Origin of the sequence: Kluyvera georgiana ATCC 51603 (assembly GCF_001654985.1) — a bacterium.
Classification (GTDB): domain Bacteria; phylum Pseudomonadota; class Gammaproteobacteria; order Enterobacterales; family Enterobacteriaceae; genus Kluyvera; species Kluyvera georgiana.
This window is the reverse complement of sequence record NZ_LXEU01000063.1, coordinates 34,951-49,282: the sequence shown is the minus strand read 5'-3', so window position 1 is coordinate 49,282 and position 14,332 is coordinate 34,951. Positions and strand designations below refer to the sequence as shown.

Below are 14,332 nucleotides of genomic sequence, written 5' to 3'. Positions count from 1 at the left end.
CTAAGCGCCCCTAAACTTGAATGAATGCACAAGATGGCGTACCACACCGAAGACAACGGTTTCGATGTCGTCAGTCAGGGGTATAGCTGAATATGCGGGATTAGCTGGCAACAGGGCTGGAGAAGGCAACAACTGCAGTCGTTTACAGGTAAACTCTCCATTTACAGCTGCAATGACAATATCACCGTGCTTGGCCTCACGAATACATTCAACTATTAATAAATCTCCATCTCTGATACCGGCGTTACGCATCGAATCCCCTTCTGCTCGCACCAGGTAAGTACTTTCTGGATAGCGGATACAAAGGTCATCCAGGGAAAGACGCTTTTCAACATAATCCTGAGCGGGAGAAGGGAAACCACATGAAACCCCATCGCCAAACAAAGGAACACATGCCAGTGATGGATTGCTACCTGTAAGTCTGGCTATCGCCGCCATCATCAAAACCGGTGTGTTTGCTGAATTTTTCTGCGAACTTTTATCCCAACACATCGTCTGTTCTAAAGGAATTGGCATAACTCGCCCCCCTCAAATTATACTGTTTATAAATACAGTATAATAATGCATTTTCAACGATGACAAGCTGTAACTATTTGGAAAAAAGTAACCTGATGAGTTTTAAAGAATTAATTAGTGTTCTCAGTCAGGTATCATGGATGTTCGTAATTGCACAAAAATTCCGCTATAGTCCCTTTAGAATTCACGTAATTCGGAGGGGGTGATGTATCAGTCTCAAGAGAAACGCGCCTGGAATCGTGGCGTCCGTTTTGCGGGTATATGGAAACGAGCCAGAACTACTCTATTAAACTGGGATAAACGGTGTGTGTCGTGGGCGGCTACTCATCGTCTACCGTCTTGGTGTGGGCATATCCCAATGATACCCATTGCATGTTTTGTAATCCTCACTTTTGGATCATTGTTTCTCATTAGTGCCGTGCTCTCACCTCATAGAAAACATCTCTCCGAAAGTGAAAATGCACCATGTGAGAACTTTATGGAAGAGCAGCCAGGTTATGGAAAATATCGTGATGGCCAGCATGGATGGGGATGGTACGACGCTGCAGGGCGTATGGTTAACGAGGATGAGTAAGGGCTCCCCCTTACTCATTTGTGACAATTTACGCTTACTTCATAGCTTTATTTGCAACAGCATTAGCTCCAGCCTCTCCCAACTTACCTCCAGAGCTTTCAGCTTTTGCTGTTCCTTGCTGATATGCTGAGCTTAAAGCATTCCCGATGGTAACTCCTGCCCATGATAATGCCCCTAACCAAACAGCAGGAAGTACCAGAAACATAGTGCCCATAACCAGATTCATAATAAGGTCATCTGAGCTGTTCTGCAGTCCCGCCATATTGAACCGACTGTGTGTATCCGAACTGTACAACGCGGTTAACAGCCAGCTGTCGAGCCAGCGCGCCAGTTCCCACCAGAATGTCAGGAAGTTAAGAGCAAACATCACAAAGGTCAGCGTAATAACGGTTTTGAATTCGTAGGCCGCAAATGCCAGGATCAGCGGCAGCATGACATATATTGCCATCAGCAGGATGGCCTGCACCATTGGCAGCGCCTGTCGCATCGCATCGAACGCCGGGAACGCGGCCAGACTGCCGAGGGCCGTACCGCCAATGGAGGCCACGCGCGCCGCGGCATTATCCAGGGTAAAATCGGCATTGCCGCCATAGCCGGCATACACGTGACCATTCTGTGAGACAGTCAGGCTTTCCGGGCTTACCAGACGACGGATGACGGCTTCCTGATAGTCACTGTCGTTAAAGCCTGACATTTTCATTGCGGCCGAGATACGCAGCCACATATCGGGGTCGGCCTGATCTTTCACCCGCGCTTTCAGTCCTGTGTCCGTACTGCTCCACCACTCGCTGCAGGTGGGATAGCCTCCTCTTCCGGTATTGGGCCGGCCACTGTCCCGGCTGTCAGACCATGGGAACGCAGCCCGGGGCAGTTTGGACTGCAACGAAGGATAGTACCGGCTCAGGAATGTACTGCTGCCAATCCATTCGATATCACGCAGCGTAGTTTTGTCCTTTGTCTGGCCCTGATCCTGTTGCTTCCACAGATACAGCGCAACCGAATAGCAGTCGTTGGTGAAGTCCTGCAGTTCCTGCGCCAGCGCTTTGTTGTCGATACGCGTATGCTGCACTTCAAAGCGGATCTGCCGCATGTCAGGGCGGCAGGGAATGGTCGCCACGGCCGCCTGGGTTACCCCTTTCGAGAGTTTATGAATCAGCACCCACCACACCGGTGCTGCGGCCGTCTGGTCGTTGAGACTGGTGACCACGCCGGCATACCCGCTTTCATCCGGCGCTTTTGGCGTCCACACACCACAGCTCTTTGCCCGGGTTGTGTCGTACTGCATCGTACTGAGGCTGACATTAATCAGCGGTACGCAGCAGGCAATCATCACCAGGAATCCGGCATACAGCGCGTTCTCGATACGAGGCAGCGACAGCATCCCCTTGTTGCCTTCATCCTCCCCCTCTTCACGGACTTTGAGCCAGATCCCCACCACCTTAAACGCCAGCGGCAGGACAAAAAGCCCGGTGCTCAGCAGGACATTCCACAGGCCGTTATTGATCACCCAGCCGAGCAGCGTGAGAAAATACTCAAGATAGCTGTTTGTTGTCATCGTCAGGCTCCCGGACCGGTAAACATCGCGTACTCACACAACGCGATAAAAAGCACACTGACCACACTGATGCGCAGCAGCGGCCGCCGGTATGCCTCCCGAAAACCCGGCGCATGCCGGATTTTCCAGAGGCCCCAGGCAACAAGCGCATACAGCGCCAGTCGCCACATCAGCCAGCCGTAACGCGTCGACTGCATCCAGCTCCGGAATGCAGCAGCTTCAGTCGGATGTTTCATGGCGGTGTCAGCCATCATCAGTGAGACCACCATGAACAGCGCCATACAGGCGAGGAAGAAGCCGGCACGGGTCAAGACTTTCCTGACAGTCGTTTTATTACGCATCCTTATTCCCTCATTCAGCCGACTGCGGCGCTGCCATCTGGTTGAAGCGACTGTCGGTATTGTCATCGGACTGGGTCTGCGGGTTGGTTTCGACGCGCTGATTCTCCCTGTCGATAATGGTCAGCACAGAATTACGTGACAGTTCGCGCTTCATCTCCATCTCGTTTTTCAGCGCCGCGATTTCCCGATCCAGCGCCTCAATGCGCTGGCCGGCGGTATCAATGGCCTTTGGCTGGGCAGCGGCATTCGGCTCCGACATACCGGTAACCATCATGCGACGCATCAGCAGCGCCGTTTCCACCGTGTCAGACATGGCCAGTTCGCCTGCAAGGCGGGCGGTTAGGGCCGCGTTATCCGGATCACGCTGCAGGGCTTTAATCACGCCGGCCGTCACCGGCAGTCCGCCAGTTTTCAGCTTCGCCAGATTCGCGGCCGTGGGCTTTTCCGTACCGTTGACGAGCCTGACCAGCTGCTCAGCGTTGGCTTTGGTTGCCTCTTCCAGCAGTGGGGCAAAACCGGTGCCGGCAACGGTCGTACCGGGCTGGTCATCCGCATCACCGCTGGTACATTCACTCGCGTTGGCACAGGTGCGCATCGAGCGATCGCCCAGCACCTTCACGGTCATGGCCGCCGCCTCTTCCGCGCTGCCGAATTTAGAGCATGCGCCACCGTTACAGCTGCTTTCGCCCACGGTCGAATCAGACGTGACGGGCAGACCGTTCATCATGTTGTAGCCGGCAGCGACAAGGTCATGGGTGACACGTATCGCGGGCTGCCCCGCCCCCCCACGTTTTTGGCCGCCAACCCAGTTACTACCTGACGCGCCGCTGGCCTTGCGACCTGCGTCATCAACACGAACTGCGTCAGCATCACCGCTGTTTACGATGGATTTGTACTCATCCATCATGGCCTGCTGCGTCCAGTTACTGCTGTCGCTGAAGTCCATCATTTTTTTCGCCATGTTCTGGCAGTTGAGTTGCGCCTTGTCGAATGACACATTGGCCTGAAGCACGCCGTTGGTGAGCATGTCATACAGACCGGGGTTAGCCCGCTGAATGACCATCGCCGGCAGACTGGCCACCGCGCCGGTGGCCCCCTGAATCACGTCGCCCATCAGGTTTTTAAAGCCTGATGTGACGCCGTTGAGCTGGTTGCCGACTGTGGTTTTCAGATCAAAATTGCCGCACATCAGGTCACTGCTCCAGCCGGTATTCAGCCCCAGCTTCTGCATATTGCCGCGCGTGGCCGGCTGGGAAATGACCGAGCCGCCGCCGAGGGTGTAGAACAGTTTGTCCGACACCGCACCATCGACGGACTTGCCGTAACCGATGGCGCTGTTGTTCACCTGCGGCAGGGACATGCCCAGGATGGTATTGTCATCATCGGCCGCGTGCGCGCCCGGGAGGACAGTCAGCAGTGAGCCGGTCAGCAGCAGGCTTAAGCGAACGGCTGAAAATGAAGGTGTTTTTTTCACGGTTTTCCTCATCAGATATCAGTGCTGCCCAAAAATTTCTGCCCGCGCTTTTTGCAGCAGCTGTAGGGCTGCCAGAACGCAAAGGCTTCATTGTTATCGCTCGCGGCGGTATAGCTCCCGTCCGGGAAGACGGCACATGACTGAGTCATGTGGGGAGCCAGCCGCTGCCATTTGTGATTGCGCGTGCCGGTGTTTTCCGTGACTTCGCCCGGTGGCCAGTACCCGTCATGATGGCTGCCCTGGAGCACCTGATAAACATGGGGCTGCCCGGCGCGGGTGATAATGTCTGCCACACGCTGCGCCACCACGGCAGAGGCTTTGTCATCATCGGTCTGGCTGATAAACCCCGAACGGGGATAGATGTTGCCCCACATATTGGCTGCTGCCTGACTGCCGATTTCCCGCTGGCCGGGCACAAGCGCTTCCGGATACAGGGACTCCGGTACGCCCGTGCGCCAGGCCGCCGAATCCAGCGTACTCAGGAAGTAAGGCATTAACGGGGTGGCTGCGGTATCACAGGAATAGCCCGGAATACTGCCGCCAATCAGGGAGGTGGCCGGGTGGCCAATCGCATCGGCATACTTGAAACGCACGGCGGACTTGCGCTGGCCGGGATTTTTCATGTCTGCCGGATTGGCTCCTCCGGCAGAAACACCGGAAAGCCCGCTGGTCACGGCACTTTCCAGCCCGCCGGCGGTCTGGCTGACAAACGCCATTTCCTGCCACGGGTTGCCGCCCGGCGCGACATAGGTCGAAACGACTGCCTGAGGAATGAAGTGGGTGACTTTGACCGACGTGCGCACCTTGCAGCCAAAGGGGGTGCAGAACAGCCAGTAACAGATGCCACTGACACGCCAGCTGATACAGTTTTGCGATACGGCGCTGGCAATAATCTGCGCCGTGTTAAGTGCTGCAACAGCTGCCGGCGCGGTTGCCGTACCCAGTACCGTGGCAACCGCCAGCGAGCACACTGTGGTTCTGATGCGGGAAGGTTTTGTATTCACTGACCACCCCCCCGGTTACGCAGGGAAGTGGCCACGTCAACATCCGTGGTGCCGTACACCACATCGCGGTCATCAAACACCACGGCCGGCACTTTTTTAATGCCCAGTTCCCAGGCCCGGACCACCTGGCGATAGGAATCATTCAGCTGCAGCTGTTTTTGTTGCCAGGCAGATGATGCCATAACCTGCCTGACCTGTGCTTCGGCCTGCTGCGGGTCTGCAGGCAGTTCCCCGAACATCTCGGCCTGCAGTTGGTCAGGACCATCAAGAAGTACCACCGGCACGTCCGGCGGCAGATTTGCCGGCAGATGCTGACTGTCGGTGAAGACGACCGTGCCGGCCAGTACGGATGCCGGCAGCAGAGCCGGCAGGAAAACAAGTGAGGTCAGTTTCATGAATCGGGGCTCCGTCAGACTGAATCGCCTGACAGCGTGCCCGTGGCCGTTCAAAAAAGCCGCATTAAATTCTATACCCGAACAAAAAAATTAATCAGCGAATCTGTAGCTTTTGCAGTAGGAAATGATCACAACCATTTAGCTAATGATATAACTACAGACGGTTAAACCCGGCATAAAGTACTAATCTGTAATCATTCAACTAAATTGCCAGAGGTGATGATGAATATCAGGTATCTGTATGGAAAGGAGAAGATTCTTGGCCCCGTTATCCGCGACGAAGCTCCGATACGACTGTGTGACCTGACGCATTATTCACGCATGGAAAACGAAAAAATGCGCGATAATGAAATGGAAAAAATTTTCACTCCGGATCGTTATCAAGTTGCTATAAAAATTAATGGGCGCACCCTTAACCCTGACGATATGACTGCAGATCCCATGTTTACGCTATCGCCTCGTCATTGTTATTGTATATGTTTGAGTAATCGGCAAGATGAGCCAGAACTCTATGCTGCTTTTAAAGCTGATATCTGCATCGCATTCGACGTTGATCTCCTCCAAGAAAGACTTTCTCTTTTAGACCACAGATTCCCGGGTACTGAAATTAAAGGGAAAGATGTGATCTATTATCATCCAGGAACGGCACCAGACAGCTTCACTCCTGAAGAACTTGTTTTTTTTAAACCAAATATATTTTCTCATGAAGCAGAGTATAGGATTGCGCTATTTTATCCTCTAAACAAAACAGGGTTTGCATACGAGGGAGGAGTTTTACCTTTCAAAATGGAAGGTGAATCAATGTTCATGGATATTTCCCATCAGCAAAAAGGATTTATAAGTGAATGCGTTAAGAAGGTTATGCGAAGGAAATCTTCTTGACCTCGTAGTCAATTTTATGACGTTACTTAGCAAAAAACCGGCCCTGAGGGCCGGTATGCAATATTGTTATTTTCTTTTTGTAATCATGCCCCTGGTGAAGGCAAGTCTGTAGTTATACGTCAAGCCCGTTAATCCACAGCATCAGATACACCAGGTCAGCCGAATCCGGCACCGTGATATACCAGCGCGGATGCGCATACTCCTCTTCCTGCGGCCAGCTCGTCTGTCCCGTCACGGTGATAAGAATATTCACCGCCTGCTTCAGCTTTCCCTCAAGATAGATGGCCACGCTGCTGCTGAGTCCCACCCGGTGCGGGTGACACGTCATTTTGACCGGCCCGGTCAGGCGCTGCCTGAGCATCGCCCGCAGCCTCACCAGATGCTGATGTGTCGCCGGGAGCACGCCGGGCTCCCCCTGAGGCGACAGGGTGAAAAGCGCACCGCCACTGTGCTCATGAATGGCGGGTTCAGGGTACTTCAGTGTCATCATACCGTGGCAGGCTCCTGTTGTTTATCCGTCAGACCGCGCAGACGGCCCAGATTCTGCGCGACGCGTTTTGCCGCCTCGAGTTCGCTGCAGTGAAATTCATTCATCAGCGCCCGGCGTTCGGCTTTCTCTTCTTTTTCCGTCATGCCCAGTGCCAGGAAGAGACTGGGCGGCACGGCACGAAACAGCGCTTCGATCCGTTTCGCCAGCACCACGCCTTCCGTATAACACCCCGACAGTTTACTGGCGGAAAGCAGCACCGATTCCTGCTCCGGCGTGAGCGCGCGGAAACGGCTGATATCTTTGACCTCCTCCGGGGGCATGGTCAGACAAATCCACCATTCCGCCATGTTCAGCATTTTTTCGGCAATATCCGGGTAGTCTTTAAGGTTCTGGGTGGCCAGCCACAGCCAGGCACCGAGCTTACGCCACATCTTGACCACCTTCGTCATGTAGGGCGACAGCAGCGGGTTGACCGTCACGATATGCGCCTCATCCACCGTGAAGACAATATCCCGGCCCAGGAACTGGTCACGCTCCGCGATGTTGTTGATCATGTTGGTCATCGAGACCATGGTCAGGGCCATCTGCGCCTCGTAACCCTCACGCGCCAGATGCCCCAGGTCGACCAGCGTCACGTCCGCTTCCGGCCACAGCTCCCCTTCGCGGTTGAACAGCTCCGCTTCAAAGCTCCCGGCCTGAGTGAACATGCCCAGGGATTCCGCCATTTCCGCCGCTTTCGCCTTGCGCTGAGCATTGCGGACATTGATGACGCCCTCATCGTTGTCAGAGGCAATGTCGTACAGCGCCTTCTGCAGGTCAGACGGCAGCATCTGCCGCCCTTCCTTATACGTGGCATGTGCCGCCATCAGCAGCGCCTCACGTATCATCGCCCTGTCGGCACGCTTAAGGTCAGCCTCTTCTTTCGGGTCGCCGCCGGTGATCATCATGCGCGCGGAGATTTCCATTTCACCGAGAACGTCACGCTTGTCATCCTCGCCATCGTCGTCCGTGTCGATATCAGGCAGGTCGCTCTCATCCACGGCCTGGGCGGCCAGGCCTTCTTCCACCAGTTTGTGAGCATCAGCAAACGGCGGCAGACTGACGCCGCTTCCGGGTTTGACGCTGATTTTATTCACCGTCAGCCCGAGGCTGTCAAAGAAGTCGGCCAGCAGGCCGAACGAGTTGCCGGCCTCCGCAATAAACAGCCGCGGACGATGGACGGCCATCAGCTGGGAGAGCGCGGCACACAGCGTGGCCGACTTGCCCGCCCCGGTCGGGCCGAACAACAGCAGATGCGCGTTCTGGGTGCGGTCGAGCTTGTTGAGCGGATCGAATGTAAGGGTATCCCCGCCGCGGTTGAAAAAGCTGAAGCCGGGATGCCCCGTGCCGGTTTCCCGCCCGGTTACCGGCAAAAGTCCTGCCAGGTGCTGAACCCATGTCAGACGGGTATACCAGTGTTTTTTGTCGCTGTCCGGGTTAAAGCACATCGGCAGCGCCCGCAGCCAGCTGTTCAGCGGACCTTCTTCAAACTCCGGCCGTACCGGCTGCAGACCGGCCCCTAGCAATACGGTGGACAGCTCCAGCCGCTTGCGCTTCAGGCTGGTCATGTCGTCGCCGCGCAGCAGGAAGGTGATCCCCGCCCGGTACAGCTTGTGCCGGTTGCCCAGATACTCTTTGACCGTCTTCACATCCTGGCGGACGCGGCCCGACTCGGTATTCTCACCGACCGCATTTTTCGACAGCCGGTTAAACTGCTCTTCAAGCCGGTCCTGGGGCTGTACCACCACGGTCATGCACACCATGGTCCCTTCCGGAAACATATCCATCAGGGCATTAATTTTCTTTTCACCCCGGCTTTTCTCGCCGGTCAGGGTGCCCGGCTCCGGCGGTGTACGCAGTTTTTCCACCGCCACCGCGCAGTGCGGCTTGTTGTCAATCCACCACACGCCGTTTTCCGGGTCTGAAACCGGCGGCGTGAACCACAGGGTTTCGGCAAAATCATTGCTGACCGGCACGGTGCCTTCAGGTGTCTCGCGCGGGTCTGCGTAAGCAGCCTGCCGATAGAGCGTGGTTTTCTCCACCCAGTCCGGTGACGGATTGAACAGCCGCAGCAGCCAGCCATGCACCTGCAGGCCGTTCTGCCGGGTGCAGCGGATCCCCGCCCCGCCCAGGGCATTAACGACCCGGTCACACACCTGATTGAGCATCGCCACCGGCGGCATCGGATCCCGGCTTTTACCAAGCCAGCGATAAACAACCATCCGGGTGCGGCGCTGCTGCCCGCGCCACGGCTGGCCGGTAATCAGCGAGTCAGTAAAAAGTCCCTCAGGCCGGGAGATACTGCGGATATGGCGCTCCATTTCACCCAGCCAGGCGTCGGTAAACGCCGTGCGCTGTGCATGTGGTTTGACATACCCGCGCAGCCTGTCCAGGTACGCGTCAGTGTCGTCCTCGTCCTGGCAGAAGAACTGCACGACCCAGGGATTCACGTCATGTTCATCAAAGCTGTCCTGAAGTGCATCCTCAACCGAGTCCCGGATCTGCTCCAGGCGCTCTTCGGTTCGCCCTTCGGTCGCCACCGGTGTCACATCATAAACGGCCCCCACCGACACGCCGTCATCAAGCAGGAGACACTGCTCTTCATCGAGAAATTCTGCCCAGGGCAAAAAGTCAATGATGGACGGATTGGCGTGATAAACCTTCTCCTCATCCTGGCGCGTCATTTTCCCGGGGCGCTTCAGAGGTTGCCGGCCCTTCACGGCCGCGGTCAGGGTTTCATCTGCCTGAACGGACTGGCCGTCATCAACCGGCGTCTGCCGGTCGGTGGATTTATTACGCGTAAACAGTGAAAGCATTACAGGGCCTCCGTGCGCTCGCCAGGCATGGCATACTGCGTCTGGCTGTAGAACGGGAACACAGTGCTGTAACCCGGCACCGGCGTGTTACCGTCTGCCAGATGGGGATACAGGTACATCACCATGTCGGGGTTGGGCAGCCGGGGAAACTGCTGGGTGATTTCGCTTTCCTGAGTACGGCTGTAGCTGCGGTCGGCCTGCGCGTCCGCCTGCGTTTCGCTGCCCGTCAGCGGGCGTCGCAGCGTGTCGCGGGCCGCCGCAGACTGGCGGGAAGTACTGCCGCCACCGTCCGCCCCGTTCCACAGTTCAAGCATGGTGTTATCGCCCGCCGGCAGCATTTCCTCTTTGGAGGTTGAGCAGCCGCTGAGCATTACACAGCTCAGGGCCAGAATGAAAACCGTTCTGTACATTACCGGTATCTCCTTTGTGAGGCGGCCGGATCGTAACCGCCGCAGATAAAAACGAACGCACTGACATTCAGCAGGTGCCCCAGCTCCCGTAATGTCATACGCGGGCAGTAAAGCCGGCGCGGGATTTTCGGGCTGCGCCACGAAACGGCACACTCCCGGGCACTGAGCGGCAGGGAGAACCTGCCGATATCCAGTAAAAGCTGGCCATTGCGCCAGCGCAGTAAAGGTGCGCCGGCAGGCAACAGCGCGACGGGTCGCAGCAACAGAACCGCAGAAGACGCAGGGATCACGTCAATATGCCAGCCTGCCCCGTCGCTGAACATCCAGCACACGGATGAAAGAGGGAAAAACGTTATCTGTCCCGCCATGGCCGTGTACTCAGTCCAGTCCGCCATTGTCACTGACGCCACCCGGCAGGGTGAAGTCGTAGCGCACCTTACGGCCCTTATCTTCATAATCAATGGCCAGCTGACGGGTGATATGCACGGCGAGACGGGCACCGGGCGGCACATAAATGGCATCAAACGTCATCCCGTAACGCTGTTTGATCCAGTCGGTGGTTTCAGACATGCCGCCGGAAATGGCTTTCCCCAGCGCCGCCTGTCCGGCGTCGCCGGTCATGGTGGCGGAAATGCCATTCACGTTGTTCTGCGTCGTGTACTGCCCCTGGCTCATCGCTTCACCCGCCGCACCGGCAGCCGACAGGCCAAAGATGGTGGGCAGGTAGGTGGAGGCGTTGGACTTACGTTCGCCGCCAATGCACGGGATCCCGTTTTCATCCGAAATCCAACCGATACCGCCACTGGTGCCGGTATCCTGTTTAGCCTGAGCGTTATTATTTTGCCCGCCGGCGTTGTTACTGGTGTCGGGTCTGGGGAGGGTGCGCACCGTACCGTCGGAAAAAACAAAGGTGACGCTGTTAACCTGCCCGCGCACGCAGGACAGCGTCCAGTCGCCGCTGGCCGTCCCCGAAACAATCGCCCCTTCGACGTCCGGTAACTCGATGCCGTTCGCCGTCAGGTTATCCTTACCGATAAGCACCTTGAACGGATAAGGATCGGTCACGGTGCCGTTGATGGGCACCCGGCCAAGCAGTGCCGTCATGGCGCGGCTGCCGACCAGCGTGGAATTTTCCGGCAGCGTGTAAACCGGCTCGGCGCTCTCTTCCGCCCCTTTTTCATTCGTCCGTCCCTTCACTTTCTGCTCATAGGCGGCTTTCTGGCGGGTCAGCTCATTTTCCCCCAGAAAAGAGGTCGGGAACTGAGGTGAGGCTTTGCCGCTGGCCGCATCCCGCGGATCCGTCTCTTTCTGGTCCGTCGGCGCGACCCACATCATGCCGTCACTGCCCTGAGAAGCGCTCCCCCCGGTGCTGCTGCCCATGCCGTCCAGTCCCAGCCCCAGCGGGATATCGCTGTCCGCCGTTTTTTTCTCGCTGTCAGGCTTTTTGAGTTTGTCAGTCAGCTCCTGGATTTTCGCCGTCAGGCTCAGTTGTTCGTTCTGAAGCTGAGCCTGCCGCTTGTCGTACTGCTCGCGCAGGCCATTAACGGCCTCATTCACCTGTCCTGAAACGTCCTGATTGCGCCGGCGCAACCGTTCGTTTTCTTTCACCAAATCCGCGTTCTGCTTATCCAGCGTTTTCTGGCGGTCACGCACATCGTTCAGCCGGCCGATGAGCGTGCGCAGGGTGTCCTCCGGCGTGTCGCCTTCCACCCCCAGCGCCTTCAGTTCATCCGGCGAGAGGTTTTTCAGGGAGCCGCTTTGTTTTGCCTGAGGTTGTTCTGCCGGTTCGTTTTTGCAGCTTTTGAGCCCCACGGCCAGCCCGGCAATCACCACGGCCGGCACGATAAACTTCACCAGGGCATTAGATTTAATCTGCATGGCGGGCCTCCTGTTTTACCGTGCGGGTCGCTTTACGCAGTGCAGACGGCTCAGCAATGAATGCGCTCTCCGGACGACCGGCGGTCACCACATACACCGTGGTGGTGTCTTCAGGCGTGCCGGCCGGACCGACCCAGCGGTGCTGGAAGGTGGCGGACACAAACTGTCCCTGCAGCGAGCGTGGATCCAGAACGACCTTACGGCTGCCGGTGTTCGTGAGCCTGAGTGCCACCACGCTGCGGTTTGCCACACCCCAGCCAGCCAGCGGCGTGACCGTTAATGGTTCAGAGGGATACAGCGTGCTGACACGTCGGGGCAGATGAGGATTGACCGGATGAATACCCGGGACCGCCTCGACCGTACGTGCCGGAGCATAAAGGCTCTGAGCGGCATATCGGGTCAGCAGCACCGGGATGGGGGCGCTGTAGCGGATTTTTTTACGCTTTGCCTGAGTACCATCATCGCTGCCGGTGGGAGCAGATGAGCCTGATCCGGAAGCAGCCCGGTCTGCACCACCTGGCTGACCGGCCGCATCGCCGGCGTGACTCAGCGTGCTGACATCACCGCTGTAGACCAGCCGCACCGGCTCAGTCGGCCCTTTTTCACCGGCGGCGATATCAAACAGCAGAACCTCGCCGCTTTCCACATCCTGCAGCTGCACCCGCGTCTGCGGAAAGGCGCTGTCGGCTTTCAGGTAGACGGCTCCCCCGGTGCTCTGCACCCGGAGTTTACCGTTAAGCGCCGGCGGAAAACCGACGCGGACGTTTTTGTCCACAAAGACCACCCGCTCCTGCCCCACCTTCAGGGGGATCTGCAGCGGAATACGCTCCCATTTCATCAGCTCATCTGCGCCGGCAGGACGTGATACCAGCATTGCCAGGGGCAGCAGGGCGAAGGACAGCGCCATCAGCCCGGCGCGGTAGTGGGGGTTTTTACTCATCACTGAAACACTCCTGACTTCTCCGGTTTAGGTGCAGGCGGTGCCGCCTCCAGACGCTGGGGCACACCGGCATAACAGTCCAGCGCCAGCCCGAACGGGTTGCGCTCCGCATCACCTTCCCAGCGCACCACTTTAAGCGGGTAACGTACCAGGGCGCGTTTGACCGGCTCGGCATGGAAATATTCGTCGGCCACCACGTCCAGGCGGGCAATCCAGTGATCGCGATCCTGTACGGTCACGCTCTGTGACTGGTAACCGCGACCAGGCACTTCATACACCACGCGCACGCGGTCGGTGAGCTCCCCGGCGTCACCGCGTTTCTTTGCATCCGCTTTCAGGAAATCCTGACAGGACGGCGTCAGATACGGCGACAGCGCATTGATTTTGGCGGAATAATCCACCTCGCCGTTTTTCGGCCAGGCATTGAGCTGCTGAAAAATGTAGAACGCAAAGGAGTAGACCGTCGGGGGCGGCACTTCCCACCAGGGCCGCGTGCTGCCGGTACGTAAATCCGGCGGGTTATGCACGGTCAGCTTGCTGGGTGCCAGCATCCAGCCTGCACAGGTGAATAAAAGGAAAAAGGCAAGCACGGCGCAGGCGATGCGCAGCGTCTGAATATGCTGGTCGCGGTCTTTTACCGCATGGCGAAAACGGCTCATGAGGCTCTCCTGTTACGTTTCACTGACCAGCCCCGGGCATCCACAATCAGTTTCGGATTGCCCATCCCCAGCCGGCGTTTTTTCGTCTCCAGTCGCTGCCAGAGCCAGTTCTCGGGCTTACCGCGCTTGAGCCTGGCCATCCAGCGGCCGCCGAACCAGACGAGCAGCAGCGGCATGACCAGCAGGCCGGTGGGAACGACAACCCAGCCGGCAAGCGGGATAAACGGCAGTGACAGGAGCAGACCCGCACCCGCGCCGGCAAGGGCTGCCAGCCCCATCTCATGGGTGGTAAACCCGCGAAATACCACGGGCTCACTGTTGAGACGGTCAGGTAAAAAACGAATGGTCTGCATCGTCGC

Annotated in this window: 15 protein-coding genes; 1 reads left to right on the top strand and 14 read right to left on the bottom strand. The window is 57.3% G+C overall.

Features of this window, described 5'->3' with window-relative positions; genetic code table 11:
* The 6 genes from umuD to M989_RS15520 form a co-directional block, all read right to left on the bottom strand.
* Window positions 1-438, bottom strand: a complete 438-nt coding sequence (gene umuD, locus M989_RS15545; RefSeq protein ID WP_029376740.1) for a translesion error-prone DNA polymerase V autoproteolytic subunit — start codon at window positions 436-438, stop codon at window positions 1-3.
* A gap of 686 nt (window positions 439-1,124) precedes the next feature.
* Window positions 1,125-2,645, bottom strand: a complete 1,521-nt coding sequence (locus tag M989_RS15540; protein ID WP_006785984.1) for a conjugal transfer protein TraG N-terminal domain-containing protein — start codon at window positions 2,643-2,645, stop codon at window positions 1,125-1,127.
* A 2-nt stretch (window positions 2,646-2,647) separates the two neighbouring features.
* Window positions 2,648-2,986 (bottom strand): hypothetical protein, encoded by a 339-nt coding sequence (locus M989_RS15535; RefSeq protein ID WP_020899218.1) that lies wholly within the window; start codon window positions 2,984-2,986, stop codon window positions 2,648-2,650.
* Between the two features lie 10 nt (window positions 2,987-2,996).
* Window positions 2,997-4,472, bottom strand: a complete 1,476-nt coding sequence (locus M989_RS15530; RefSeq protein WP_020899219.1) for an integrating conjugative element protein — start codon at window positions 4,470-4,472, stop codon at window positions 2,997-2,999.
* On the bottom strand, window positions 4,472-5,464 hold the full coding sequence (locus M989_RS15525) for a TIGR03756 family integrating conjugative element protein (RefSeq protein WP_020899220.1): 993 nt from the start codon (window positions 5,462-5,464) through the stop codon (window positions 4,472-4,474). Before M989_RS15525 ends, M989_RS15530 begins: the two co-directional genes overlap by 1 nt.
* Window positions 5,461-5,859, bottom strand: a complete 399-nt coding sequence (locus tag M989_RS15520) for a TIGR03757 family integrating conjugative element protein (protein ID WP_006785980.1) — start codon at window positions 5,857-5,859, stop codon at window positions 5,461-5,463. The genes M989_RS15525 and M989_RS15520 overlap by 4 nt, the downstream gene beginning before the upstream one ends.
* Window positions 5,860-6,180: 321 nt before the next feature.
* Here M989_RS15520 and M989_RS15515 point away from each other — a divergent pair, with 321 nt between their 5' ends.
* On the top strand, window positions 6,181-6,741 hold the full coding sequence (locus M989_RS15515) for a hypothetical protein (protein ID WP_031233906.1): 561 nt from the start codon (window positions 6,181-6,183) through the stop codon (window positions 6,739-6,741).
* 112 nt (window positions 6,742-6,853) lie between these two features.
* On the opposite strand, the gene M989_RS15510 is transcribed toward M989_RS15515, so the two are convergent.
* From M989_RS15510 to M989_RS15475, 8 genes are read right to left on the bottom strand one after another with little or no spacing between them, the layout of a single operon-like run.
* Window positions 6,854-7,231: a hypothetical protein gene (locus M989_RS15510; RefSeq protein ID WP_004115528.1), complete on the bottom strand. Its 378-nt coding sequence runs from the start codon at window positions 7,229-7,231 to the stop codon at window positions 6,854-6,856.
* Window positions 7,228-10,086: a conjugative transfer ATPase gene (locus M989_RS15505; RefSeq protein ID WP_064546782.1), complete on the bottom strand. Its 2,859-nt coding sequence runs from the start codon at window positions 10,084-10,086 to the stop codon at window positions 7,228-7,230. Before M989_RS15505 ends, M989_RS15510 begins: the two co-directional genes overlap by 4 nt.
* A complete protein-coding gene (locus tag M989_RS15500) occupies window positions 10,086-10,496 on the bottom strand; it encodes a TIGR03751 family conjugal transfer lipoprotein (RefSeq protein ID WP_006785978.1) in 411 nt (136 codons plus the stop codon). The genes M989_RS15505 and M989_RS15500 overlap by 1 nt, the downstream gene beginning before the upstream one ends.
* Window positions 10,496-10,891, bottom strand: a complete 396-nt coding sequence (locus M989_RS15495) for a hypothetical protein (RefSeq protein WP_020899223.1) — start codon at window positions 10,889-10,891, stop codon at window positions 10,496-10,498. Before M989_RS15495 ends, M989_RS15500 begins: the two co-directional genes overlap by 1 nt.
* Window positions 10,875-12,374: a TIGR03752 family integrating conjugative element protein gene (locus M989_RS15490; RefSeq protein WP_006785974.1), complete on the bottom strand. Its 1,500-nt coding sequence runs from the start codon at window positions 12,372-12,374 to the stop codon at window positions 10,875-10,877. The genes M989_RS15495 and M989_RS15490 overlap by 17 nt, the downstream gene beginning before the upstream one ends.
* Window positions 12,364-13,314 carry a TIGR03749 family integrating conjugative element protein gene (locus M989_RS15485; protein WP_006785972.1) on the bottom strand — a complete coding sequence of 317 codons (951 nt, stop codon included), beginning with the start codon at window positions 13,312-13,314 and terminating at the stop codon, window positions 12,364-12,366. The genes M989_RS15490 and M989_RS15485 overlap by 11 nt, the downstream gene beginning before the upstream one ends.
* Window positions 13,314-13,973 carry a PFL_4703 family integrating conjugative element protein gene (locus M989_RS15480; RefSeq protein WP_004115533.1) on the bottom strand — a complete coding sequence of 220 codons (660 nt, stop codon included), beginning with the start codon at window positions 13,971-13,973 and terminating at the stop codon, window positions 13,314-13,316. The genes M989_RS15485 and M989_RS15480 overlap by 1 nt, the downstream gene beginning before the upstream one ends.
* Complete coding sequence (locus M989_RS15475) at window positions 13,970-14,326, bottom strand: TIGR03750 family conjugal transfer protein (protein WP_004115534.1); 357 nt, start codon at window positions 14,324-14,326, stop codon at window positions 13,970-13,972. Before M989_RS15475 ends, M989_RS15480 begins: the two co-directional genes overlap by 4 nt.
* Window positions 14,327-14,332 lie beyond the last annotated feature (6 nt).